Source organism: Brevibacillus sp. AG162, assembly GCF_006715575.1.
GTDB lineage: Bacteria > Bacillota > Bacilli > Brevibacillales > Brevibacillaceae > Brevibacillus > Brevibacillus brevis.
The window spans coordinates 157683-183747 of sequence record NZ_VFNO01000003.1 but is presented as its reverse complement, the minus strand read 5'-3'; the positions used below and the strand labels follow the sequence as shown (position 1 = coordinate 183747).

Genomic DNA, 26065 nt, shown 5'->3' with positions numbered 1-26065 from the left:
AATCTGGATGGTCTCACTTAAACCATGCTGCCTGATTCACTATAGCGATTTACCTGCAAGAAGGAATCGATTTCTTTTCCGGGCAGCGGTTTACTGTAGTAGTATCCTTGGACTTCATTACACATTTGTTCCTTTAGAAAATCAACATGTTCTTGTGTTTCTACACCCTCTGCAATAACAGCAATTTTCATGTTGTGTGCCATATGGATGATCGTTTTAATAATCGCTTGATTCCGCGGATTCAAATTCCGGACAAAGGATTGGTCGATTTTGAGCCGATCAATCGGAAATTGACTGAGATAGCTCAAAGAACTGTAGCCCGTCCCGAAATCATCGATACTGATGCTAATCCCGAGACCTTTCAAGCGATTCAAAATCCGAATCGTATAGTCTACATCGAGCGCCATGCTTTCCGTGATCTCCAGCTCCAAGTATTGCGGAGATAAGCCCGTTTCTTCCAGGATAGAGGTAATCATCTCAATGAGATTGTTTTGCATAAATTGGCGCAAAGATATATTCACCGCAACAGCCAGCTGTGTAAAGCCTGCTTCCTGCCACACTTTTGTCTGTTGGCATGCCGTTCGCATGACCCATTCTCCAAGCGGTACGATTAAGCCTGTTTCTTCTGCGATCGGGATAAATTGAATAGGTGGGATAAGACCAAGGTCTGGATGTTCCCAACGAATCAACGCCTCCATGCCGATAATCTGGCCCGTCTGCAAACGAATCTTCGGCTGGTAATGCAGCGTAAATTGTTTCTCATCCAAAGCTTTTCGCAGCTCTCTTTCAAGCTGCAGCTTTTTGGCTAAAACCTGATGCAGCTCCTCCGAAAAAAATTGATAGTTATTTTTCCCTTGCTCTTTGGCCAAATACATGGCAGCGTCCGCATGCTTCAACAGCGCCTCAATATCGTCTCCATCATCCGGATACATGCTGATGCCGATACTTGGTGTGATGAAGATTTCGATATGGTCTAACGTAATCGATTCGGACATGCTCGTAATGATTCGCTGCGCAATTTCACCAACCTCCTTGTGTGTGACACCCGTGAGAAAGATGGCGAACTCATCTCCGCCTAATCGAGAAACAGAATCCCCTTTTCGCAAACAACCGATGAGACGATTTGCTACTGCTTGTAAAAGGACATCCCCGATGGAGTGACCAAGCGTATCATTTATGTTTTTAAATCGATCCAAATCGATGAACATGACGCCGATTTTCTCGTCTTTTTGTTTTGCTTTGAGCATGGCCTTTGTCAGTTTTTCATGAAAAAGCGTTCGATTTGGCAGGTTGGTTAAGGAATCGTAATGGGCCATGTACCGAATCGTTTCTTCCGCCTTTTTCCTCTCGGTGATGTCAATCATGGAGCCTACCATTTCCACGATCTCGCCGTTTTCCTCGATAGGTGACAACGTAATATAATAATCATTTCCGGATAATTTCAGTTCGAAGGTAACAGGCTCGCCAGCAAATGCTCTGCGAAAATAGCGTTCCAATTGCTCCGCTACCTCATAAGGAAAGATTTCATACGACGTTTTTCTCAGCATTCTCTCAGACGTCAGCCCAAGCTCTTCGGCAATTTTCCCTTCACACAAGGTATAGGTGATTTTCCCTTTCGGATCTGTCACGATCTTGAACACGCAGTTTTGCAAGTTTTGGACCGTCCTGCGAAAATCATTCTGCAATGCTTCTGCCAAAGCTGCCTCTGCTTCAATGCGGTCGGTAATATCCGTCCGGATCGAAACATATTGATACGGAACTCCCCGGTCGTCTAGAAATGGCACGATGGTCGTATTCATCCAATATTCATTGCCGTTTTTGGCGCGATTCTTCACTTCGCCCTTCCAGACTCGTCCTTGCTTGATCGTTTCCCACATCAATTTAAAAAACGACTTGGAATGATAGCGAGAGTTAATGACCCGATGTGTATTGCCAACTAATTCATCCATTTCGTATCTGGAGATTTCACAAAACTTGTCATTTACATAGGTAATGACGCCTTTGTCGTCTGTAATCGCTACAATCGAAGATTCATCAAGGGCATTTTTGATATCGTGCAAGTCCTTCATCGTCTTTGAAAGCGAATCTTCCATCTGCTTTCGTTTCGTGATGTCCGTCCCGATTGCCACGTACTGATACAGGAATCCACTATCGTTCATGAACGGCACTAACGTCATGCTAAGCCAATATTCCGTACCGTCCTTTGCCCGATTTTTCATCTCGCCTTTCCATACTTTTCCTTGGCTAATGGTATCCCATAACGCTTTAAAATAGTTTCGCGGATGGAAGCCAGAATCGACGATGTTATGGTTTTTTCCGATTAATTCCTCTCTAGTAAACTTGGATATTTGACAGAAGTTGTGATTGACGTAGGTGATGATTCCTTTTTCATCAGTTATCGAAATAACAGATGACTCTTCCAATGCAGATAATGCATACTTTACATCTCTGATATGATTAAACACATGACACCCCCGTCTGATCTACCACTTATCTTCGAAATTTATGGATGGAATGCTGCAGCTCTTCGGCCATTTCGGAAAGCGTGCACCGTCAACTTCATAATAGTTGTTTCCTCCATCGTAATTCTACGAATTATCTCTTCTTTCTGTGAAAAATGTAAGTATTTTATAATCCCTTTCTCTTATGTAACGGCATTTTCCATAGGTCTTTTGACCTTTATTATCATACAACATCGTTCTGTAACATTTTTGAAATTCTTTTCGACAAGGAAAAAGCCCCGTCTGCCAAGGCGGACGAGGCTTACCTTTCCATTTATGCGGCTCATGTTTCTTGCATGTCTTATCGTTTTGGCGCCCGAAAACCTGCTTGCTGCGCTTCTTCCTCTGTCGCAAACCACATCTCCGCTTTTGTTTGCTCGTAGCTAGCCGAGCCAGGAACGTGATAGATTTTCTCGCCTTTGCTGTTGATATTGCCCTTGATGGTCTTGCCTTCTGGTGGTGCGGTGTCTGTGGTGGTATCGTTCTTGGACTGTTTTTTTGGCTTGGCTTTTTCCTTAGGAGCCTCTGCCTGCTCCCCTTCTAAAGCCCACAGTCCGCGATTCTGCTCCCGCGCCTCCCGCTCCGCTGCCAGGAACAGTTCAGCTTGGGCTACATTCGGTGGGATCGTCATGATCCGGGCGTAGCCGTCACGAACGAGCTTTTCATTGACAAAGGTACCGTCTTCCAAATATACGTAGGCAAGCAAACGCTTGTATTTGTCAAAGGGCTCGACATCAAACTTCAGCTTGACCTTTTTGCCAGTCAAAAGCTCCTTGGAGTAATTACTCGCTTCTTTCCCATACGGTTCGACTGGATGGTTGGGTTTCACTGTCTCTGGGGTGTCTACGCCAATCATACGGACTTTTTCCCCGCTGTCCAGCTCGAATGTATCGCCATCCACCACTCGTTTGATCACAGCACCCATCTCGCCGTTAGCTTCTGGCTGGCCGGACGATCCACATGCCGATAGCAAAAGAACCACTGCGAGCAGATACATGGTTAATCGTTTCATAGACTTCCTTCTCCTCTTCTACGTTGCATTGTTTTCCAGCGTAGTGGATTTGTCAACGCAGGTCAATAGGAGAGAAAAAAGTACAAACGTTTGCTTGTAAACGGGAAAAGATTAACCCCACCCCAGGAAATCAGGCAGGAATGGGCTGAGAAATACGGTATGGATGAAGCTGAACTTGGCTGGTTTCTGCATACACTAAATTCTGAAACAAAACCTGTATTCCCTGATGAGTACGGCGAATTGATCGGTGTGCTGCCTATTATGAAAACAACTGTGCTTGATGGTTTTACCTACACATTGACACATGCCATGCAACACAAGAATTTGAGCATCGTTCATGTCGAGATAAAATCGGGAATGACCGATGACGAAAACATGGGTAGGATACGCCCGCATCTCATGCTCGAAATCGCAAGCTCACAGGAGCACCATGTCCGCAAAAGCGGAGCGCGCGGCTCTGACCGAGAAATCTCCCTGCAGTTTATGGTCAGCCCTGCCCTCCCCGATCAACTCGATCGTGTTGGCTTCTCCTTGACCCCCTACGCAGCGCCCCGGGAACTGCCACCGCGCGAGTATGTTTTGGATAAAGTAGTCCATTTTGGGTAACGAAAAAAACGACCTTCGCGCAAGGTCGTTTTGTCTATACGTCCAGACTTTAGTCACGATCGGCACTAAACAAGAACAACAGGACGACCACGACAATAATAATCCATATAAATTCCTCGTTTTCGCGATCAAAAAAACCGTCGAACAGACCCATGGTGGAGTCCTCCTTTCCTTCTCGCTACAGCCTATGCAAAAGGCTAGACACGTGCCAGTAGTTGGAAGAGCCCAAAAGTGAAAGGCGTGTTCAAAAGATGATTTTTTGAAAAACCTCTCCAAGAATGTACTATTTACAAGTAGACAAGATCAAATGCGTGTATGTACCCAGCTGTCTTACTTCATTCGTAAAACCAAGATGAACAAGCTCCTGCAGTAATCGGGAGCGATCTGCATAACAGCGATCCTGTATATCTGCTATCACTCTCGTTTGACCTGCCTCCTCCAAGGCATTGAGATGGTCTTGTCTATGCCTCTCGTCCACAAACATCAAATCGGCAATGACCAATCTCCCCCCTAGCTTCAGTACGCGGCGACATTCCGCCAAGGCAAGCTGCTTCTGATCATCCGTCAAATGATGCAAAGCGTAGCTCGTAGCCACAAAGTCAAACCGATTTTCTAAAAACGGAAATGCGAAAAAGGTTCCCAGCTTCGTCTCGACCTCTGGGTGTTTCGCTCTGCATTGCTTCAGCATTTGCGGAGATTGGTCGAACCCGCTCATCCTAGCTCCTTTTTTCACGAGACGACCTGCGAGGTTTCCAGTACCTGTTCCGGCATCCAGACCGCACTCTCCCGGTTTGACCGCAACTGTCGCGACGACCTCCTCCAGTACGTTTTCGTACGATTCATGACCATTCCCGCCCTGTACCCATTCGTCGTAGCGATCCGCCCATTCATTAAAATTCCATCGATCCACCCAGTTATCACGTGTCTGCTTCAATCGCTTGTTCGCCTCTGCCAGTGTAAACAGCTCTCCGGGATCAATCGTCTCTCTGTCCCTGATTCGCTCAATCATCACTTCTGTCGTTTGGATGACCTTGCTCATTTCTACCCACCTTGTATACATAAACGAACGCTGCAGCTCTAAATAATGGAGAAGACTGCCTTCCTGATCCTTCATTTGAATCAGGAGTTCCCGAATGTCTTCTACCGCCATCCCGACCTCGCGCAGTGTAATGATGGTTTGCAGTCTCCAGACATCTTCCTCTGTGAACTGGCGATATCCGGACGCATCTGCTTTCGAAGGTTTGATTAGCCCTTTTTCTTCATAATATCGAATCGCACGCGGCGTTATTTGCAAGCGATGGGCCATGTCTTTGATTTGCATGGAACTCTCTCCCTGTATCAATCTTTCCTTATCATAAACCTTGACGCAGCGTGAATGTACAGAACGAAAGAAAAAAGCTGCCGGATTCTTTCCGACAGCTCGTTTCTACCTCATTAATGTGTCGCAGGTTCAGAAATTTGTTGGAGAGCGTCACTCGCCTCATCGTGGTGAACTTGACGAACAGCCATATCTCCCAATGCCACAATACCGACCAGCTTGCCATTATCGACAACGGGCAGGCGACGAATTTGATGCTGGGCCATAACCTTTGCAGCTTCATCAACCGTCATTCCCGGCTGACCGAGAATAATGTCCCGGGTCATAACAACCTCGGTTGCAGTCGATCCTTCATGCTTTTCAGCCAAACCGCGAATCACAATATCACGATCCGTAATCACGCCGATCACATCATTTTTTTCATCCACAACCGGAATGACCCCTACATTCCAATCGCGCATTTTGCAAGCCACTTCATACACATTATCCTTAAGCGTCACAGTAGCGACATCTTTTGTCATAATTTCGCGCAGTGTGCGATTTTCCAGCTTTGCCATTTCATTCTCCTCCTTTTGGTAATCAACGATTGTAGTTTGTCCGCTCATCTATCGTTTCATTCGCAAGAAAGAGTATGATATATTGCGCTTCTTCCAAAAACAGACTATGATTAATAAGTGAATATCTCACCCATTTTTAGGAGGAAAAAGAATGGTCATTAAGGACACGGGGATTGGCACAAAAGAAGTCTTTTTCGCCGATCTGGAGCACTACATGAGCGAACTCGGCTTTGATCGCGGCGCTTGGGATTACAAGCATGCTACATACGATTATAAAATCCAAGATAAAGGCAATGTCTTCTACCTGCGTATCGAAGCGAACGTAACAGAAGGCAAACTGGAGGATACGCACGCTGTCCTGAAGCTCGAAGATCCTTACATGGGCAAACATCTTTTCCCACACGGTCTGGATTACGATTACCCAATGCCGGACTCCGTTGTGAAAACAGCGAAATTGAAGCTGCAAATGCTGGGCGAGAAGCTGTCCTCACACTAAAAAATGAAATGGCACGGTGTACAGAGAGGAATCCCCTCTCTGTTTCACGTAAAGGGGGGTATTTTTATGAAGACGAGGGGCGTTCCTGACTTCTTGCTCCTGTTTTTGACCGCCCTACTTGTTGGGTTTGGCATAACCATGGTGCTCAGCTCCAGCTCTATTTTCGCTTTGACCAGCTTTACAAGCGGGGGCTGTAAATATTGTGGCGGCGATGAGCTCTATTTCGTAAAGCGACAATCCATTTTCTTACTGGTGGGTGTCTTTGGAATGCTGGTCGCCATGAACATTCCCTTCTCCTTTTATAAAAGGAATTTCTTATTGATTGCGCTGGTCAGCTTCTTTTCCTTGCTCCTGGTGCTCATACCGGGGATCGGCTATGAAAATAACGGAGCTCAATCTTGGTTTAAGTTCGGTTCAGTTACCATTCAGCCTGCAGAGTTTGCCAAGCTTGGCCTCATCCTGTACTTGGCAGCCATCATCTCCAAAAAAGGAAACGGAATACTGAAGCTCAAATCTGGTTTGATGCCACCACTGATGGTAACAGGAATATTTTTTATGCTGATCGTCGTCCAACCCGACCTCGGTTCTGCCGCCATCTTGCTCGGTTGCGCTTTGATCGTCATGATCTGTGGCGGTGCCAAAATCCGTCACCTCTTCGGACTTGGTGCCCCTGTTGTGACTGTTGCATTATTGGCATACATCACAGCGAAGCCACATGCCTTGAACCGGATCTACTCCTTTCTCAACCCGTGGAGTGATACAGATGGCACTGGCTACCACATTATTCAATCCTGGATTGCAATTGCACATGGCGGTCTGACTGGGACAGGCTTTGGAAAAAGCATTCAAAAGTATTTGTATTTGCCAGAGATGCATACTGATTTTATTTTCGCGATCCTGACAGAAGAGCTTGGTTTTATCGGCGCCTCTCTGTTCCTTTTGATCTATTTGCTTTTCTTGCTTCGCGGTATCCATATTTGTCTGCGGGTAAAAGACACCTTTGCCAGTCTTGCCGGTATCGGTGTTGTCAGTATGTTCGCCATACAGGCCCTCTTAAACATTGGTGGAGTAACGGGTCTGATTCCTTTGACAGGCGTACCATTGCCGTTTATCAGTTATGGTGGCTCCTCCTTGCTCGTATGTCTGCTCGCCACTGGCTTTTTGCTCAGTATTTCGCGGGAAGTCAGTCGACAGAAGGTAGAAGAGCAATTGCAAAAACAGCCATATGCCATGTAAGAACATACATAAGGGATACCGGATGCGTCCAGTATCCCTTTTTCTTACTCATTTCGAAGGAGTTCGATTGTTTCCACCCGTACATTCACGGCTTCCACATAAAGACCTGTCATTGTTTCCACCGCTTCTTTTACTTTTTCCTGCAGGACGTGACAGACGTGATGGATCTGAACCCCATAACGGACGGACACACGCATGTCAATGGTGACTCTGTCGTCTATTACGGATACGGTAATGCCTTTCGAGCCGCCATTCAGTTTTTTCGCCAAATCTTGATAGATTCCGCCAGAACGGACTGTGACTTCCAACACTTCTTCAACAGCAACACCAGCAATGATCGCGATCACCTGATCTGCTACTCTGATTTCGCCAAGCCTGTCAGCCATCAGGACGCCCTCCTCTTCGCCCGTTTCGTACTTCTCCCACTGGTTTCCTTTACCTTTTCTTTCATTATAAACAAATCATGCTTGGGCTTGGAAGGAAATTTGTTTTTTTCTCTCCGTTAGTGTCGGAGACGTGCAATGAATGTCAACGAGTGTCAACTGATTTGCGGCAAGCGCCTCCCGCAATACCGGCTCCAGAGCTTGTACCTCTTTGACGACCTTGCCACTGATTCCGCAAGCATGCGCCAATTGTTGAAAATCTGGATTCCGTAACTTTACTCCAAAAGGGATGAAGCCCGCCTGACTCATTTTGACCTCTTCTAATCCCAATGTCCCATTGTTCACCACGAGAATCACAATTGGCAACTGGAGTTGGGCCGCTGTCAGAAGTTCTGCCAGATTCATTTGCAATCCCCCGTCCCCAGTGACGCAGACGACCTGCTTTTCAGGATAGGTTAGCTTTGCAGCCACAGCCGCAGGCAACCCGAATCCCATCGTTCGCCACTTCCCGGAAAAGAGTGGGGTCTGTTTTTTCCCACGGAACGCACGATTAAACCAGATCGTGTGCTCACCCGTATCCAAGACGATAATCGCATCTTCATTTACTACTCCCCCAAGCGTATGCATCAAGGTTTGTGGCTTTACTTGTTCACTCGCTTGTTGGATGACTGCTTGCTCTGTCTCCTTGCCAAACTCTCCATGCCAACGCTTGATCTGTTCCTGCCACGCATCGTCCGGTTTGCGCGATTGCAAGCGTCTCATCCAGATCGGAAGGACATCGTCCAATTCAGCTGTGACAGACTGGAGGTAGGGATGTGCATGTATCGATCCAGGCTGATGATCTACTTGAATAACGGACAGCCTCTTTGGCAAAAAAGCGCGAGGGAACCAGCTCGCTCCGAAAATCAGCAACAAATCTGCTTCCGCTAAGGCATGTAAAGCTGTTTCGCTGCCCCCCTCTCCCCATCCGCCGATCACAAGTGGATGAGATTCATTTACCGCCCCTTTTGCTCCGAGCGACAGCAACACACCTGCCCCTAGCTGTTCCGCTAGTTTTACACACGAATCCGCCGACTTGCGAGCACCGATTCCAAGCAGTATGAGAGGCTTTTGCGCCTTCGCAACCTGCTCGCAAGCCAGCTCGATCTCCATCCGATCAGGATAAATGGCATGTGGAATGCGTGGGAGTGCTGCAAGGGCAGCATCTGAAGTCGTTTGGGGAAAGACGTCCTTGCAAATGGCGAGATGTGTCACTCCTTTTTGCTGCATAGCCATGACAAATGCTTTGTGCAAAGCACTTTGGATTGCATCTGGATGCGTAATCGTCGTCGAATAAAAACTGATGGGACGTATCATGTCCTCTTGTGAGAGAAATTGCTTGTACGCGCCACCCAGCTTGTATGTCTCCACTTGACCTGTAATCGCAATGACAGGTGCGCGATCCGTATGCGCATCTGCCAGTCCATTCAGCAGATTGACGAAACCCGGCCCCATCGTTGCAGTACAAACAGCCGGATTTCCCGTCAGTTTTGCTTCCGCACTTGCCATCATGGCCGCAGCAGATTCATGCTTGCAGGCAATGTATGGAATGTCGGATTGCTTCGCGATCTGATCCAGCCAGGCAAAGATTCCGTCACCTGCCACCCCGTATATTCGTTTTACTCCCCATCTAATCAATTGTTCCGTCAAATATTGCGCGACCTGCATCAAATCTTCCCCTTCCAGGACAAAGTGCACATACATTACTCGTAGTCTACGCATTCTCCAATATTTTACTAAGGCCAAAATGACGGAAGTTGGAGAACCTAACAATAATCAACTGATATTCAAATCCATACCCGAAGGAGGGTAAGAAATGAAACAGCCTGTCAAATGGCTGCTAGCTGTAGTAGTATTCGCACTTCTGGTTACGACTGCGGTTATGGTATCTCCCTTGCGCTCGGATGCATTCAGTAAGCAGATCGTCAAAGTAGGGGCAGAAGGCTCAGACGTGCGTGAAATGCAGTATCGCTTGAAGCACCTTGGATTTTATACAGGAAAAGTAGACGGCGTATTCGGATGGCGTTCTTATTGGGCGTTGCGTAACTTTCAGTATGAGTTTGGCTTAACCGTTGACGGTGTCCTCGGGGCGCAGACAAAAGTAAAGCTGTACAACGCAACGAAAAATTATAAGCCCACGGCTACTGATCTCAGGGTGCCACAAACCGCTACACCTGCACCATCGAAGCCTTCTAAGCCTACCTATCACGCAGCCGGGGTATCGGAGAACGACCTGCGCTTGATGGCGAATGCCGTTTACGGAGAGGCGCGTGGAGAGCCTTACATTGGCCAAGTGGCAGTAGCGGCTGTTATTCTAAACCGGACGAAAAACCCGGCCTTTCCCAATACACCAGCAGGCGTTATCTTCGAACCTCGTGCCTTTACAGCTGTGGCGGATGGTCAGATTTGGCTGACACCGAACGAACAGGCAAAAAAAGCAGTGAATGACGCACTCAAAGGGTGGGACCCATCAGACGGAGCCATTTATTATTTCAACCCGGATACTGCTACATCCGGTTGGATTTGGAGCCGCCCTCAAATCAAAAAGATCGGCAGACACATTTTTTGCCGCTAGCTTTCCATAAAAAAACAGGCACGACAGTGAACTGCGTGCCTGTTTTCCTATTCTCGTCTCATTTTGAACGTTGTGATTGCATATGCTGGGCCATTTTGACGAATCGCTCTTCCGGTTCTGTGGTCCCGCAAACGCCACATTGTATCATGTAGTTCTCACCTTTGTACGGCTGGTGAAACATATCGAGCTGTTCTTGATTGAGTTCTGCTACGACTTCGCCTGACTGCGGGTCCAGTCTTATATAGCGAGGAGTCTGCTCGATGACAGTGAACCTCATCCGATTCGATTTACATGTCGGGCACAACAAAGGCTGGGTCATAAAAAACACCTCACTTTTCTTGTTCATGGTTAGTTTTGTCCAGAACAGGAACTCTATACCTATGAGGTACTAGGGATGAGTAAAAATTGCTGAGGTGATGATATGAACTTGAAACTCTTTTTCTCATTAGTAGGCGGGAGCATGCTATTAGCTCTTTACGCCCACTATTTTTCTGGTAATGAAATGCTCCAATTCGTCACGTCTTCACTTGCCATCATTTTTTTGGCGGCTTGGCTCGGAAAATCGACAGAGAGCGTCGCCCATTATGCTGGGGACCGAATCGGCGGCTTTCTTAATGCTACCTTCGGAAATGCCGCCGAACTCATTATTGCTTTTTTTCTGGTGAAAGAAGGCTTGTTCGATATGGTCAAAGCCTCTATTACGGGTGCGATCATCGGAAATATGCTGTTGGTTCTTGGCTTGAGCACGTTACTAGGCGGTCTCAAGTACAAGGAACAAACCTTCAACAGCAGGCTGGCAAGTCACAATGCTTCCCTGATGACACTCGCGATCGTTGCTTTGTTCATACCGGCAGTCTTCATGTTTGAGCTGCCTATGATCAAGGTGGAGATCATCAGCATCGTCATCGCCAGCCTGCTCATCATTGCCTACATTTTGTGGCTCATCTTTTCGATGATTACCCACAGCGATTTTTTATCGGATATCGAGCCGCAAGAAAGTGATGCGGTATGGTCGAAGGGTGTCTCTCTCCTGATGCTTGCTGTCTCCACCTTTTTCGTAGCCGTTGTCTCGGAATGGCTGGTAGAGGGAGTACACCATGTATCCGAAACGTTAGGGTGGTCGGAGTTATTCGTCGGTGCTTTTGTTATTGCGATCATCGGGAATGCCGCAGAGCACAGCGCTGCCTTGCTTTTGGCACTAAAAGGACGCATCGGTGCAGCAGTCGAGATTGCGATCGGCTCTAGCTTGCAGATTGCCTTGTTCGTAGCCCCTACTCTCGTCATCATCAGTCTCTTGCTGGGCAACCCTATGAACATCGTGTTCACTACCTTTGAATTGGCTGCGATCGGCGTTGCTACCTTTATTACGATTTCCATCACGCGGGATGGCGCTACAAACTGGTTTGAAGGCGTACTTCTGTTGACGGTGTATATTATTTTGGGTACGGTCTTTTTCTTCGCGTAAGTCTCTTTCACAAAAGAAAGGCTCCGCCATTTTATGTGGCGAAGCCTTTCTTTTCTTACCATATACCCAGCATTTGCAGGAAAACTGCGAGAATCGCGATAGGTGCTACATATTTAATCAGGAGGAGCCAAATGATAAACAGGCGTTTGCCCAGAGAAGTATGTGCTCCCAGTTCATTTATCAATGTCTCACGCTTCATTTTCAAAGGAACGAAGATCGAAATGAGCAGCGCTCCAAGCGGCATCAAGATATTGCTGACCAAAAAGTCCATCGCATCAAAGATAGACTTGCCGAACAGCGTAACCTCGCTCCATACGCCGAATGACAAAGCCGACGGAACACCGACGATAAAAATCAACAGACCAATCACCCAAGCGAGACGCTTGCGCTTTGTTTCGTCCCCCTTTGCAAGAGATGCAACGATAATTTCCATCATCGAAAAAGCCGAAGTCAATGTTGCGAAAAGGAATAGAGCCAAAAAGATTAACAGAAAAATGCTACCGAAGGCAATTTGTTCAAACACAGAAGGCAGTACGATAAACAGTAATCCCGGCCCTGCTGTTGGCTCTACTCCAAGGGAGAAGACTGCAGGGAAAATCGCCAAACCGGCAAACAGCGATACGAGCAGATTCAAACTGACAATCGATCCGGCAGAACGAACCAGACTTTCGTTTTTGGCAAGGTACGAGCTGTACGTAACCATGACGGACACCCCGACGCTCAACGCGAAAAAGGATTGGCCCAACGCATACAGGATCGATTCAGCAGTCAGCTTGGAAAAATCAGGACGCAGAAAGAAGGAAACACCCTCCATCGCCCCATCCAGCGTCAAGGAACGAACCATCAATACCATGAATAAAAGGAACAAACCAGGCATCATGTACTTGTTGGCGGACTCAATTCCACTCTGTACGCCTCTCGCTACTACCCATGCGGTAATGAGCATGAAAACCAACTGGGCAACTACTGCACTAACAGGATCACCGATTACGTCACCAAATACTTTATCATACGCTGGCCCTTGCAATTGACCTGTAAAGCCGCGAAGCAGATAACTAAGAATCCAGCCTCCCACCACACTGTAAAAGGACAAGAGCAAGAAGCAAGTGATCACCCCAAGGCGACCAATCCAATGCCAGAGTGACCCGGGCGCAATTGTTTGATACGCACTGATCGCCTCTTTTTGTGTACTGCGTCCGATTGTGAATTCTCCCAGCAACAACGGAAGACCAATTGCTAACGTAAAGATGATGAATAGCAGAAAGAACGCTCCACCACCGCTCGTTCCGACCATATAAGGAAATTTCCAAATGGCCCCCAGTCCGATCGCCGAGCCTGCTGCTGCCAAGATGAAGCCGAGCCTGCTCGTCCATTGTTCGGCTTGTTTCATAGTTTTCACCCTCCAAAGTTATTCTTTTCATGCTCAAAAATGGATACAAAAAAACCCGCCCCATAAAGGGACGAGTTACTTACTTCTCGCGGTACCACCCTACTTAGACATCCCTTACAGGCGATGCCTCGCTTCGTCATTGATAACGGGTATGACCCGGACTCTCCTACTGGCGGCGCCTGCGTTCAGAGGTCAGCTCAAGAGTGAATTCAACGGGGCTTACATCAGGCTGCTCTCAATCTATGGCAGCCTTCCCTGTCATGCAGCAGGTCCGTTTACTAGTCTCTTTCCTTGCTTGTTTCTATGATTCGGTTATTGAGCGTCTCCCGAAAATAAAAAAACCCGTCCAAAAAAGGGACGAGTTATTCGCGGTACCACCCTGATTAAGTGCACGGGATACAAAAATCCCCTTCACACTTCTCTCCATCATTGATAACGGGAATGACCCGATTCCTCCTACTAGGCAAAAAGCCATTAAGAGGGCTGCTCAGGAGGGAATTCTACGGGGCGCGCTTCAAAGCTGCTTACAGTCTAAGGCAGCTTCTCCCTGACAAGCGGTGATTCCGCATACTAGTCTCCGTCATCGCATTTCAAAATTAATAAAAAATTATAGAATTTAATTTAATATAAATACAAGAAATAGGCAAGTGTTTTTTCTTTCAACAAAATGAAAAGCGAGGATGATCGCCGCTCTCCTCGCCTTACTTTTGATTAAACAGTTCATGAAGATGGGCTAATTTACGTTCCAATGAACCCATAATTTCTCGACCAATGTCTTCACTAATCAGTCCCAAGCGGACCGCGTACTCTACTTCACGAGAAAGCCCGAACATTTGGGTATCCAGCACTTCTTCATACAGTGGGCACTGCGGCATGGTCAGGTTTTCCATCTGTACGTCGATCAGCTTGTAAATTTTGTCGGCGTCTGCTTGAAGCAACGCTAGCGCTTTTTGTTCCAGATCGGGAACCTTAATTTCTGTCAAAACCTATCCCTCCGTTTGCCTCCATCCTTATCATACATAGTACGCGATTCTGGGCCATTTGAAAAGGGGAGAAGACAGATCAACTGCAAGAAGCTAAAAGATACCAAGCTTCCACTCTTTTGAGAGCAGCTCCAACAGCTTGACACCTGCTACCGAATTTCCTTTATCATCCAAAGATGGACCAAACACACCAATGCCCATTCGCTGTGGCACTGTTGCCATAATACCGCCGGCAACCCCACTTTTCGCGGGGATTCCTACGTCAATCGCAAACTCTCCAGAGGCATTATACATCCCACAAGTCACCATGAAGGTCTTGCAGATTCGAGCTACCTCTTCTGGAATCACTCGCTCACCCGTATTCACGAGAATTCCGTCTGCTGCAAGCACCATCCCTAGTGTAGCTACTTCCTTTGCTGTCACTTCTATCGAGCAATGGCGAAAATACAAATCAAGCGTCTCTTCTACATCCGTTTCCAGAATGCCGCTGTCCTTTAGAAACCAAGCGAGGGCACGATTGCGATCAGCCGTTTTCTTTTCAGAACAATAGACAGCCTGATTGATAGAAAGATGAGGATTCCCCGTCATTTTCCGCATTAGAGCCAGGACAGCATCTAGCCGTTCGTCCACGTTGGCACCGCGAATCATTCCCGCAACTGCAATGGCGCCTGCATTGATCATCGGGTTCAGTGGTTTATGGGATTCGGTCGTCTCCAACTTAATAATCGAATTAAACGGGTCTCCAGTTGGTTCCTTCCCCACATGCCGAAACACGTATTCCTTCCCGTTCTGGCATAAGGCGACGATCAGAGAGAAAATCTTGGAGATACTTTGCATCGAGAAAGGCACATCTGTATCCCCAGCAGAAAGGATCGTCCCATCGGGCAAGCATACAGCCACTCCCAATTGATGTGAATCGACTTTTGCCAATTCAGGGATGTAGGACGCTACACTTCCCTTGTGTGTATACTCAAGTGATTGGTTGCGTATTCGCTCCAATTGTTCGGACGCTTGTTTCAAATCCATCGAAAAACCCCTCAGTCTATTACGTCGATGTATATAGATTCGATTGTAGATTTCTACTTGCCCCATGTCAAATTATCCCTACTTCTGCACGGCGTGCTCCAATCGTTCCATCGCTTCGACTAGAATGGATCTGGGGCAGGCAAAATTGATTCGCATAAACCCTGCACCCTCTCTCCCAAAAGTCGTACCGTCGTGCAAACCGAGCTTTGCATCCTCGCGAATGAGCTTGTTCAACTCCGCCTGACTACGTCCTAGCTGTCTAAAATCCATCCACCCCAAGTATGTCGCTTCCGGAATTGCCATGGATACCCCAGGAATACGAGTCGATAAAAACTCATGCACATAGGCTGCATTCCCACGCAAGTAGATCAACAGTTCTTCCAGCCATGCTTCTCCATGTTGGTAGGCAGCAATTGTTGCTTCCATCCCAAACAGATTCAGATTCTCATAGCCCATTTTGGATGCTGTGACCTGGAACTCTCGCAATAACTGCTGATTTTCTGTCATCAAATAAGAAGTGTACAAACCAGCCAAATTAAATGTTTTGGCGGCTGATAGAAAGGTGACGCTCTGGTTGGCCAGCTCCGGTGCCAGCGAATAGTAAGGCGTATGAACATTTGGCTCATAGACCAAATCCGAATGAATCTCGTCGGCAACCACAAGCACGCCATTTTCTACACACAATCTTCCCAAGCGCTCCAGCTCTTCTCTGGTCCATACTCGCCCGATTGGATTATGCGGCGTGCAGAGCAGCATGAGCTTCACCCGCGGGTCGCTCAGCTTTTGTGCGAGATCATCCCAATTCATTTCATAACGGCCGTCACGCTCCAAGAGTGGGCTGGTGACGACATGACGTCCGCGATTTTCGACTGCATGGTAAAAAGGATGGTACACAGGCGTCTGGATCAAGACACCATCTCCTGGGGCTGTATAGGCCTCTACCGCTACGTGAATGCCGGGAACGACCCCAGGTATCCCTGTCATCCAGCTCACTTCTACCTCTACACCAAATCGCTTGTGTATCCACTCTTTCAAGCTCTGATAAAGGGCATTTGACTTCAACGTGTATCCGTATATCGGATGGCTCGCCCGTTTGATCAGTGCCTCTGTGATTTCAGGAGCACAAGCAAAATCCATATCCGCCACCCATAGCGGAAGCATCCCTTCTCCGTTCACTTTTGGATTCTGAATCTCCCATTTGACACTATCTGTCCCTCTGCGTTCGATGCGCTGATCAAAATCGTACACGTTCGTTCCCTCCCCTTAATCCCTTCACATACATACAGAATAAACCGTCTTTTTCCAATTGTCCAAGCTTCTGGTGTACAAAAAAGAGCCGCCCTGATGAGCGACTCTCTTCTTACGATGAATAGATTAACGAGCGTATACGCCAGGACCAAATGGGAGGTCCAGGAAGTACCATGCCGTCAATTGCAAGATCCAAACGACCAGGAAAACGATTGCAAATGGAGTCATGGTAGAGAAAATCGTTCCCATTCCTGCATTCTTATTATACTTCTGATAGAAAGCCAGGAAGAGCGGGATGTACGGATTCACAGGTGAGATCGTATTGGTTGCAGAGTCCGCAATCCGATAAGCGACTTGGATAAACGCCGGATTGTAATCCAACAGCATCAGCATTGGCATGAATACAGGTGCAAGGATCGCCCACAGCGCTGAACCACTCGTGATAAACAAGCTACAGACACCTGTGAAGAGTGTAAAGGCAATAATGATCGGCAAGCCTGTCAAGCCCATGTTTGTCATGAGTTCTGCGCCATTGACAGCCATTAAGATACCAATGTTGCTCCAGTTGAAGAACGCGATGAACTGCGCTGCTGTAAACGCTAACACAATAAAGCCGGACATATCCTTGATGGCTTCGGACATGTAGTGCGGAATGTCCCTGGATGTTTTAATCAGTCCCATTGCTCTACCATACACAAACGATACGGTCACGAAGAACAACAGGATGATGGGAATGATCCCTTTCAAAAACGGTGATGTCAAGAAGTCACCTGTCTTTGGATCACGCAACAGTGAACCTTCTGGAACGACCAGCAATCCGACAATGACCACGAAAATCAACGCTGCGATACCAGCTTTGCGCAGTGCTTTGTTTTCTTGTGGAGTTACTTCTTCGAATTGTACGTTTCGATCGCCGTGATACGCGCCAAGACGTGGTTCGATAATTTTATCGGTAATCCATCCTCCAAAGAAGGCGAGGATCACAACGGAAGCGGACATGAAGAACCAGTTATCTACTGGTGTAACCATTGCATTCGGATCAATCGTTTTCGCTACTTCGGTACTGATCCCTGCCAAGAGAGCATCTGTACCCGCAATAAAAAAGTTCGCTGTAAAACCGGAGGATACACCAGCCATACCAGCTGCAAAGCCTGCAATCGGGTGACGCCCCATTGCCAAGAACACGAGACCGCCAAGCGGAGGAATAATAACCATGGCTGCATCAGAAGCAAGATTTCCCAAAATACCGACAAAGACAATCGCATAGCTGACAACCGATGCCGGAATGCCTGCCATCATTTTGCGTAGAACTGTCGTCAAAAGACCGATTTTTTCTGCCAGTCCAATTCCAAGCGTCATCGCCAGAACGAGACCAAGCGCTGGAAATTCAATAAAGTTTTTCAGCATACTTGTTAAAATCCAGTGAATACCTTCGACGCTAAGCAAACTCTTAACGGCAACCTCTTCGCCTTTTGCAGGATGTATAACCGAAAAATCCATGGCTGCGAGGATTGCAGAGACTACCATCAATACGCCACACAAAATAATGAACAGTACAAATGGATGCGGGAGTTTATTCCCTACCGTTTCAATCCATTTTAAGATACCTTTTTGCTTCATCAGATCTGCTTGCACATTCGTGCCTTTCGCCATAGTTTCGCCCCCTAAGTCGTTTGAATTCCCTGAATGTTCCTGCGGCTTTGCAACCATCCTCGGGATGAATGATTTGGTCTTCCTTCTCTAGCGCTCATCGCCGTTGATGGTTCAGCGGGAGAAAGACGAAGTGAGCTTCCCTTTTTCGTGAAAGCCCTTCCAAAAATCGAAAGGCTTGTACACAATGCCTTTTATCTGACCCTCCCTCTTTTAGTAGGAGTTCAAATATCGCAAACAAAGTTCACTCTCACATAATAACTTTCTAATATGATTATATAATCTATAAACTGCATGTCAATAATTTTTAGACTATTTTATGAAATTTTCGCTTTTTGGATAATTGCTGTCATTTGCGAGTCTATAGTAATATAGAGATTGATTATGAATGACCACGGAGGAATGACGTATGTCTGATGTTATCGTGTTCAAAGGGGCCATTGCTTTCCCTATTACATTGGATCCAACCGTTTGGGTTTTTGATGAACGCAAATTCGATCTGAAAACATACTCGGGTGAAGATGATAGCTCACTAGCTACGCAAGCAAAGTATCTGCATGGCACAGGGACCCAGTGGGATAAGGAATTGCGCGAGGGGGCTACGCTTCCTTCCGAACGAAAAAGCTTAGCCGAAGAACGTAAAGTGCTCGAAGGCGAGTACGGAATCCGTCTCGATCCCTTCATTACAAACGCTGAGCCCCTACCAGAGGTGACTCATGTTCGTCTTCACCGCGAGGATCAGGAAGCGATCGTTCTTCCCCTTGCAGAGGCAAGAAGAGCCATCCTGCAATTCTCCAAAGACGGCAAGCCTATTAAAGAGGATGGTCCTGTGTACTTTTATCTGCCGGAAGTGTTGCTGGCAAATGAAGCACCGATCAAAGGAATTACTGCTTTGGAGTTTATTACCGAGCAAGCGTAAGATAACAAGAGCCATCCTCCTTCGAAAAAAGAGGATGGCTTTTGCCATATGTTACGTATGTGTGATGATTTTGCTCTTAGGCGCTGAACTGCGTGATACGGATATTCCGATGCTGTAGTTCTTCGCGAAGCAATTCGATAAAAGCTGCATCTAGTTGAAGGTCGACAGCTCGATGATATACTTCTATCAACATTTGGTCACTTAAGTATTTCACCTTTGCTCACCTCCATCACTAATATGAGCCCATTGTAACAGAAGCATTTGTATCGAACAATCGTTCGGATATCCACAACCAATGTGGACATCTTGTTGGTAACATGTGGGCAAATTGTGTGTAACTTATAAGCATCCAAGCATTTCCTTTGTGGATGTTTTTTTCCTTTTATCCACAGTCAGTCGAAATTTGTCGAACGAATGATAGGACTATTCTGCCATAATAACCCCCTCATGAAAAAAAGCCACCCTGTACAGGATGGCTTTCTTAGTTGCTTTTATGCGTTTGCAGCTTCTGTCACGTGCAGAACTTGCTTGATGCGATCAATTGCCCAATCCAGGTCTTCTTTGCTGATGACGAGTGGTGGTGCAAAGCGAATGGTCGTCTCATGTGTCTCTTTGCACAGGAGTCCCAGTTCTTTTAGTTTTTCGCAATATGGACGAGCCGCTGTTGTCAGCTCCAAGCCAATGAACAGACCGCGACCGCGAATTTCCTTGATGATCGGGTTATTGATTTCTTTCAATTTGTCCATGAAGTATGCGCCCATTTCCAGGGAGCGCTGTACAAGACCTTCGTCAGCCAATACATCCATAGCTGCAATGGCAACCGCACATCCGAGTGGATTTCCGCCAAAGGTAGAACCGTGGGAGCCTGGCTCAAATACACTCAAGATTTCTTTATCCGCTGCTACTGCGGAAATCGGGAACACGCCACCACCAAGAGCTTTCCCCATGATGTACATGTCTGGTACTACATCTTCCCAATCGCTGGCAAACATTTTACCTGTGCGACCGAAGCCCGTTTGGATCTCATCGCTGACCAAGAGTACATTGTTTGCTTTACATACCTCTTGTGCCTGCTTCAAGAAGCCCTCTTGCGGAATGATGATCCCTGCTTCGCCTTGGATCGGCTCCAGCATGAATGCTGCTGTATTCGGTGTAATCGCTTGCTTAAGCGCTTCGATATCGCCATAAGGAATGATTTTGAAACCAGGTGTGAATGGTCCAAAGCCGCGTCTGTACTCTTCTGCTGAAGAGAAGGAAGTTACAGTGACAGTACGACCATGGAAGTTGCCTTCACATACGATGATTTCTGCTTGGTTCTCTGGTACTTTTTTCACGTCATAAGCCCAGCGACGAACCGCTTTGAGTGCCGTCTCAACTGCTTCTGCACCTGTGTTCATTGGCAGGATCATTTCTTTTCCTGTCACCGCAGAGAGTTTTTCGTAGAATTCACCCAGTTGGTCATTGTAAAAAGCTCGGGAAGTGAGCGTTACTTTATCGGCTTGATCTTTCAGAGCTTGGATGATACGTGGATGACGATGCCCTTGGTTCAGCGCAGAATATGCACTCAGCATATCCAGATATTTATTGCCTTCCGGATCGTGTACCCATACACCTTCTGCTTTGGAAATAACGATCGGTAGCGGATGATAGTTGTGCGCACCAAATTTTTCTGTTTGTTCAATAACCACGTTTGTTTTACTCATGTCGTTAGCCTCCTTCAAGATCACTTGCTAAAATTATCTAGCAAGAACGATGCCAAACAGGAAAACCCCACAAAGCCGATCCAATCCGATCAGATAAGCAAAATAATTTTGCATCTCGCATTCATATTCTTTTGCAGTGCATAATGTTTTTGCACTCATTCCCTTTATGCTATGATACCCTCATAAGGAAAGGCTGGTGACCACCGTGTCGTCTTCTACGCATAATTCTTCAGCTGACACTTTCTTGCGCATTTATGAACATATTTTGGACAGAATGAATGAAGGTGTACATGTCATCGATTCGGACGGGACAACGATTGTCTACAATTCCAAAATGACCGAGCTGGAATCGATGACCAGACAAGACGTTTTGCACAAACCTTTGGCAGAGGTCTTTCAGTTCCCGTCTGGACAGGAAAGTACCTTGCTCACATGCTTGCGTACCGGAAATAGCATTCGCAATACACGCCAAACGTATTTCAATGACAAGCAAAAAGAAATTTCAACCATCAACAATACGTACCCCATCATTGAAAATGGCAAGATCATCGGTGCAATGGAAATCGCGAATGATGTCACCAAAATGGAACGATTGATCAGAGAAAACCTGCTGCAAAAAAACGGGTCACGCTACACATTCGAGCACATTATCGGGAGAAGTGGTCCTATTCTCGATGTCATAGAGAATGCCAAACGCGCAGCACGCACCTCCTCATCCGTATTGGTAGTCGGTGAAACTGGTGCCGGGAAAGAGCTGTTCGTGCAAAGCATTCATAATGCCAGTCTGCGTGCATCTGGTCCCCTTATTTCACAAAACTGCGCTGCGCTTCCAGATAGCCTAATTGAAGGGCTTTTGTTTGGAACTGCTCGCGGAGCATTTACCGGCGCAGTAGAGCGACCTGGATTGTTTGAGCAAGCGGAAGGCGGAACACTTTTTCTCGACGAAATCAACTCGCTTAGTATGCCACTACAGGCAAAATTGTTGCGTGCTCTGCAAGAGAAGTCGATTAGACGTATTGGTGACACAAAGGATCGGTCGATCGATGTACGAATCATTGCGGCTATCAATGAAGATCCTGTTGAGGCAATCGCCAATTCGCATTTGCGAAAAGACCTGTACTATCGTCTCGGAGTCGTCACGTTATTTCTTCCCCCGCTTCGGGAACGGAAGGAAGATATTCCGATGCTGGTCAGCCATTTTATCGAAAAGTACAACGACCTGTTCCAAATGGAAGTAAGAGGCATCAGTGACGAGGTTCTGCAATTTTTTATCCAGCATGACTGGCCTGGCAATGTGCGTGAACTTCAGCACTTGATTGAGGGGGCCATGAATCTGATGATTGACGAATCAACCATCCGCTATGAACACTTGCCCTTGCACTTTTTGCGTCGTATGCCAGCTGGTTCCGTGACAGTCGAACAACCCTCCCCTCACACGTTGCCTTTTGTGGACGAAGGAAAGCCGCTAAAGGAAACCATGCAAGAATTTGAAACAGCATATATTCACCATGTTGTGGAACGCTATAACGGAAATATTTCACGAGCAGCCAAGGAATTGCAAATCAGTCGTCAAAGCTTGCAATATCGTTTGCGTAAGCTGGGGATTAAAGGATAGGGTATACAAATTAAAAGCGTTCTGGTTTGAGTCAACATAGTGGAGAAGAAGTGTTCGACAAGCGTGGTCCCCTTTTTGAAGTTCCGACTGGGTAGGCGTTGTCAAGGTCTACGAGCCCTGCGCTTTTTCTTCTCGCCAGCTTTGACGGTTCATCGTTACCTTTTATAAATTGCTAGTCCAGTTATTACCTTATCAATTTTAATAAACGCCAAGAGATTTGGCGTTTTTTTAATTATTTTGCATCTACTGCCGAATCATTTTGCGCTTTTTTCCAGTATATACCTGAAAAATATTATTTTCATAAATTATTTCATTTGGTATCATTCTTGCAGAGCATATATCGCTATCGCGCCTGAAAACGCATACATCCATTTAACATACTCGCGTGAAGGAGAGGGTTATATGTCCCAAAGCAACATGGAACAGCACAATCAATTGAAACGAACGATGAACAGCAGACACCTCTTTATGATTTCTCTTGGCGGCGTAATCGGAACCGGGTTATTTCTCGGATCAGGTTATACAATTAGTCAGGCAGGACCAGTTGGTGCCATTATTTCCTATTTAGTCGGCGGCTTTATCATGTACCTGACTATGCTATGTCTGGGCGAGCTGACAGTTGCCATGCCAGTGGCCGGTTCGTTCCAAACATATATGACCCGCTTTGTTAGCCCCGCACTTGGGTTTGGTGTAGGCTGGTTGTATTGGCTTGGTTGGGCCGTGACCGTTGCTTTAGAGCTGTTGTCATCAGGATTGCTGATGCAACGATGGTTCCCTGACTCACCCGTATGGATGTGGTGCGCGATCTTCGGTGCAGTGCTCTTTTTGTTAAATGCCTTGTCGGCTCGAGCGTTTGGTGAATCCGAGTTCTGGTTTTCTAGCATTAAGGTAAGCGCTATCATTCTGTTTATCATTTTGGGTGGAGCTGCGATGTTTGGCTTGATCGATCTAAAAAACGGTCAACCTGCTCCCATGTTCTCCAACTTTACTGAAAGCCCGCTTCTCCCCTTGGGGATTACAGGCTTGTTGATGACGATGATAACCGTGAACTTCTCCTTTCAAGGTACCGAGCTGATCGGGATTGCCGCAGGAGAAAGTGAGAATCCAGAGAAGACTATCCCGAAAGCCATTCGAAACACAGTTTGGCGCACACTCGTTTTCTTCATTCTGGCAATTGCCATTGTGGCAGCGATGATCCCACACCAACAGGCGGGTGTGATTGAAAGTCCTTTCGTCATGGTATTTGACAGCATTGGAATTCCTTATGCGGCTGACATTATGAACTTCGTTGTCCTGACTGCACTTCTGTCTGTTGGCAACTCCGGTTTGTACGCAGCAACTCGTATGCTTTACTCCCTATCCAAAGAAGGAATGGCTTCGAAAAAGCTTGGGGCTGTAAATGGAAAAGGGATTCCGATGAACGCTTTGTTGATTACGTTTGCAATTGCTCTCTTGTCTCTTCTGTCCGGTATTTTTGCAGAAGATACAGTGTTCATGGTATTGCTGTCTATCGCTGGTCTCGGCGCACAGGTGGGTTGGATCTCCATCTCGGCTTCGCAGCTCGCTTTCCGTCGCCATTACCTGAAAAATGGCGGCAAGCTGGAGGATCTGAAGTTCCGTACACCTTTGTACCCCATCCTGCCTTTGATTTCCTTGATCTTGAACTTGCTCGTTCTCGTGAGTCTGGCATTCGATCCAGAACAGCGCATCGCCTTGTACTGCGGAGTTCCATTCATGATTGGTGCGATATGCGTGTATCAATTCCATTTCAAAAAGAAACTTGAAAAATAAGCTCAAAAAGAAAAGCTTGCAGCCCCCTCTTTCAAGAAGGGACTGCAAGCTTTTCATGTTTTATATGCGATGCGATAGGCTTGGCAATGCTACAATGAGATTCGGACAATTTCCGTAACGACTACCATGGCAAAGACTGCAAATCCAAGGGAACTCGTTACCAGCAACATGCGCTTCAGCTTTTTCATATCTTCCATAAAATTCCCTCACTTTCTTGCGCCAATCATCTTTATCGTTATATACGTATGAACGATGGAAAATGTTTCATTTCGCCCAAAAATATTTACGATCGAGCTATTTTCTTCAGATCATTCCCGATTTGTCCGGTTTGTTGTTCCATGCGATGCAGCATCCAGGCCACCCAAAACCCGATGACCAAGCAAATGGTCCACGGCAACCACGGCGTTTGCAAGCGCAGCCCGACATCGTACACCCATCCTCCCGCTACCTGTCCGAATGAACCCCCGATAGCAATCGAATACCCGTTGAAGCCGTAATAGGCGCCTACCAAGTCCTTGGGAGCAAAACGAGGAACGACATCCACCAGATTCGGAACAGCAATCATGGTGCCCAGTGCAAAAAGGAACACATCCAAGAGAATGAGCCACAATGAATCGGCAAACGTGAACAAAAATAGTCCCACACTCATAAACAACGTCCCGATGCCAATCAAGGTAAGCCTTTGCTGATAACCCTCCAGCAATTGTGTCACTTTCATTTGGAATAAGATCACAAACAGCGAGAGCGCAGAAAGCACGATCCCTACATTCACCTTGCTATGTGTAACATTTTCAACGAACAGCGGAATCGTTAAAAACACCTGCATATTCAAGTAATAATACCCCATCAAAATAAAGGTATATCGTACAAACAGCTTGTCCTTTACTACCGTGGACATACTTTCCCATATACTATGCCGTGTATTCGTGGCGCGAATCGGTGGGAATAAAAAGAAGATCACGATTGCATTCACTCCGAAGACGGCCCCTGCAAACAACGAAATGTACGTAAAATCAATAGCCGAGAGTGCTGTCCCCACGATTTGGGAACCGACAACCGCAATATTACCAAGCACATTGCGAAGGGAGAATACTTCTTTTCGGATAGCCTCCGGTGTAATAATCGCATAGGCAGCAGAACAAGCAGGCTCAAACAGCGCCCCACCCAATCCGGAAAGAATCGCGGCAACAAAAAAGTGCCACGTCTCGGTACAAAAAGCGAACATCGCAAAGCCAACGGCACGTACGCCCAATCCGAGGAACATGGCCCCTTTGTATCCGAAGGCATCCGCGATCACGCCGCCTAAAAAGGCAAGACCTTGCTGGGAGAACTGTCTGACACTCAGGACGATCCCTGCCATCGCCAGTGTCCAGCCGATGCTGCCCGTCAAATACAAAGTGAGATATGGGATTAATGCATAAAAACCCATATTCATCATAAAAGATGTGCTTAACAGCAACTTTACTGAAAAGGGCGTTTCTCGCCACCATTCCCACTTCATCCCAATACCCCTCGCTCTCCCGATAGCCCATATGAAATAAGGATATCCCCA

General features: G+C 46.8%; 23 protein-coding genes and 2 other annotated features. Of the genes, 8 read left to right on the top strand and 15 right to left on the bottom strand.

What is annotated here, in order from left to right:
* Nucleotides 1–17 precede the first annotated feature (17 nt).
* Both FB479_RS10715 and FB479_RS10710 read right to left on the bottom strand, forming a co-directional pair.
* Complete coding sequence (locus FB479_RS10715; protein WP_142064966.1) at nucleotides 18–2465, bottom strand: bifunctional diguanylate cyclase/phosphodiesterase; 2448 nt, start codon at nucleotides 2463–2465, stop codon at nucleotides 18–20.
* 337 nt (nucleotides 2466–2802) lie between these two features.
* Nucleotides 2803–3513 carry a thermonuclease family protein gene (locus FB479_RS10710; RefSeq protein WP_142064963.1) on the bottom strand — a complete coding sequence of 237 codons (711 nt, stop codon included), beginning with the start codon at nucleotides 3511–3513 and terminating at the stop codon, nucleotides 2803–2805.
* A gap of 159 nt (nucleotides 3514–3672) precedes the next feature.
* On the opposite strand from FB479_RS10710, the gene FB479_RS10705 reads away from it, so the two are divergent.
* On the top strand, nucleotides 3673–4119 hold the full coding sequence (locus FB479_RS10705; protein ID WP_142064960.1) for a hypothetical protein: 447 nt from the start codon (nucleotides 3673–3675) through the stop codon (nucleotides 4117–4119).
* Nucleotides 4120–4402: 283 nt separating this feature from the next.
* Here FB479_RS10705 and FB479_RS10700 read toward each other — a convergent pair whose 3' ends face one another.
* On the bottom strand, nucleotides 4403–5440 hold the full coding sequence (locus FB479_RS10700) for a MerR family transcriptional regulator (protein ID WP_142064957.1): 1038 nt from the start codon (nucleotides 5438–5440) through the stop codon (nucleotides 4403–4405).
* 113 nt (nucleotides 5441–5553) lie between these two features.
* Nucleotides 5554–5994: a CBS domain-containing protein gene (locus FB479_RS10695; protein ID WP_106652865.1), complete on the bottom strand. Its 441-nt coding sequence runs from the start codon at nucleotides 5992–5994 to the stop codon at nucleotides 5554–5556.
* A 151-nt stretch (nucleotides 5995–6145) separates the two neighbouring features.
* On the opposite strand from FB479_RS10695, the gene FB479_RS10690 reads away from it, so the two are divergent.
* Nucleotides 6146–6490 (top strand): YugN family protein, encoded by a 345-nt coding sequence (locus FB479_RS10690; RefSeq protein ID WP_047068784.1) that lies wholly within the window; start codon nucleotides 6146–6148, stop codon nucleotides 6488–6490.
* Between the two features lie 66 nt (nucleotides 6491–6556).
* A complete protein-coding gene (gene ftsW / locus FB479_RS10685) occupies nucleotides 6557–7726 on the top strand; it encodes a putative lipid II flippase FtsW (RefSeq protein WP_106652864.1) in 1170 nt (389 codons plus the stop codon).
* 44 nt (nucleotides 7727–7770) lie between these two features.
* On the opposite strand, the gene FB479_RS10680 is transcribed toward ftsW, so the two are convergent.
* Together FB479_RS10680 and FB479_RS10675 are read right to left on the bottom strand one after the other, a co-directional pair.
* A complete protein-coding gene (locus tag FB479_RS10680; RefSeq protein ID WP_106652863.1) occupies nucleotides 7771–8112 on the bottom strand; it encodes an Asp23/Gls24 family envelope stress response protein in 342 nt (113 codons plus the stop codon).
* Between the two features lie 75 nt (nucleotides 8113–8187).
* Nucleotides 8188–9816 carry a thiamine pyrophosphate-binding protein gene (locus FB479_RS10675; protein WP_142065681.1) on the bottom strand — a complete coding sequence of 543 codons (1629 nt, stop codon included), beginning with the start codon at nucleotides 9814–9816 and terminating at the stop codon, nucleotides 8188–8190.
* A gap of 148 nt (nucleotides 9817–9964) precedes the next feature.
* Between FB479_RS10675 and sleB the strand changes: the two genes are divergently transcribed.
* Nucleotides 9965–10723, top strand: a complete 759-nt coding sequence (gene sleB, locus FB479_RS10670) for a spore cortex-lytic enzyme (protein WP_142064954.1) — start codon at nucleotides 9965–9967, stop codon at nucleotides 10721–10723.
* Nucleotides 10724–10781: 58 nt separating this feature from the next.
* Here sleB and FB479_RS10665 read toward each other — a convergent pair whose 3' ends face one another.
* The gene (locus FB479_RS10665; RefSeq protein WP_142064951.1) at nucleotides 10782–11042 is read right to left on the bottom strand and encodes a hypothetical protein; all 261 of its coding nucleotides are present in this window, start codon (nucleotides 11040–11042) and stop codon (nucleotides 10782–10784) included.
* A gap of 102 nt (nucleotides 11043–11144) precedes the next feature.
* Here FB479_RS10665 and cax point away from each other — a divergent pair, with 102 nt between their 5' ends.
* Entirely contained in the window at nucleotides 11145–12188 is a 1044-nt protein-coding gene (gene cax / locus FB479_RS10660) for a calcium/proton exchanger (RefSeq protein ID WP_142064948.1), read from the top strand.
* 55 nt (nucleotides 12189–12243) lie between these two features.
* Here cax and FB479_RS10655 read toward each other — a convergent pair whose 3' ends face one another.
* The 5 genes from FB479_RS10655 to FB479_RS10635 all read right to left on the bottom strand — a co-directional run bounded on the left by FB479_RS10655 (nucleotide 12244) and on the right by FB479_RS10635 (nucleotide 18488).
* Nucleotides 12244–13578: a sodium-dependent transporter gene (locus FB479_RS10655; RefSeq protein WP_106652859.1), complete on the bottom strand. Its 1335-nt coding sequence runs from the start codon at nucleotides 13576–13578 to the stop codon at nucleotides 12244–12246.
* A 63-nt stretch (nucleotides 13579–13641) separates the two neighbouring features.
* Nucleotides 13642–13879, bottom strand: a binding site (T-box leader).
* A gap of 49 nt (nucleotides 13880–13928) precedes the next feature.
* Nucleotides 13929–14171: a binding site (T-box leader), on the bottom strand.
* 108 nt (nucleotides 14172–14279) lie between these two features.
* Nucleotides 14280–14561 carry an Fpa/YlaN family protein gene (locus tag FB479_RS10650; RefSeq protein ID WP_007725848.1) on the bottom strand — a complete coding sequence of 94 codons (282 nt, stop codon included), beginning with the start codon at nucleotides 14559–14561 and terminating at the stop codon, nucleotides 14280–14282.
* Between the two features lie 93 nt (nucleotides 14562–14654).
* Nucleotides 14655–15587 carry a glutaminase A gene (glsA, locus tag FB479_RS10645; protein WP_106652858.1) on the bottom strand — a complete coding sequence of 311 codons (933 nt, stop codon included), beginning with the start codon at nucleotides 15585–15587 and terminating at the stop codon, nucleotides 14655–14657.
* Between the two features lie 78 nt (nucleotides 15588–15665).
* Nucleotides 15666–16835, bottom strand: a complete 1170-nt coding sequence (locus FB479_RS10640) for a MalY/PatB family protein (RefSeq protein WP_142064945.1) — start codon at nucleotides 16833–16835, stop codon at nucleotides 15666–15668.
* Between the two features lie 126 nt (nucleotides 16836–16961).
* On the bottom strand, nucleotides 16962–18488 hold the full coding sequence (locus tag FB479_RS10635) for an AbgT family transporter (RefSeq protein WP_142064942.1): 1527 nt from the start codon (nucleotides 18486–18488) through the stop codon (nucleotides 16962–16964).
* Between the two features lie 406 nt (nucleotides 18489–18894).
* Here FB479_RS10635 and FB479_RS10630 point away from each other — a divergent pair, with 406 nt between their 5' ends.
* On the top strand, nucleotides 18895–19404 hold the full coding sequence (locus FB479_RS10630) for a molybdopterin-binding protein (RefSeq protein ID WP_106652855.1): 510 nt from the start codon (nucleotides 18895–18897) through the stop codon (nucleotides 19402–19404).
* A gap of 76 nt (nucleotides 19405–19480) precedes the next feature.
* Here the strand turns inward: FB479_RS10630 and sda are convergent, their stop codons facing one another.
* Nucleotides 19481–19618: a sporulation histidine kinase inhibitor Sda gene (gene sda / locus FB479_RS10625; protein WP_007725857.1), complete on the bottom strand. Its 138-nt coding sequence runs from the start codon at nucleotides 19616–19618 to the stop codon at nucleotides 19481–19483.
* A 277-nt stretch (nucleotides 19619–19895) separates the two neighbouring features.
* On the bottom strand, nucleotides 19896–21107 hold the full coding sequence (locus tag FB479_RS10620) for an ornithine--oxo-acid transaminase (protein ID WP_106652854.1): 1212 nt from the start codon (nucleotides 21105–21107) through the stop codon (nucleotides 19896–19898).
* A gap of 196 nt (nucleotides 21108–21303) precedes the next feature.
* Between FB479_RS10620 and FB479_RS10615 the strand changes: the two genes are divergently transcribed.
* Complete coding sequence (locus FB479_RS10615; protein ID WP_106652853.1) at nucleotides 21304–22722, top strand: sigma-54 interaction domain-containing protein; 1419 nt, start codon at nucleotides 21304–21306, stop codon at nucleotides 22720–22722.
* 402 nt (nucleotides 22723–23124) lie between these two features.
* Nucleotides 23125–24513 (top strand): amino acid permease, encoded by a 1389-nt coding sequence (locus tag FB479_RS10610; RefSeq protein ID WP_142064939.1) that lies wholly within the window; start codon nucleotides 23125–23127, stop codon nucleotides 24511–24513.
* 283 nt (nucleotides 24514–24796) lie between these two features.
* Here FB479_RS10610 and FB479_RS10605 read toward each other — a convergent pair whose 3' ends face one another.
* Nucleotides 24797–26014 carry an MDR family MFS transporter gene (locus tag FB479_RS10605; RefSeq protein WP_185746353.1) on the bottom strand — a complete coding sequence of 406 codons (1218 nt, stop codon included), beginning with the start codon at nucleotides 26012–26014 and terminating at the stop codon, nucleotides 24797–24799.
* Nucleotides 26015–26065: the final 51 nt, after the last annotated feature.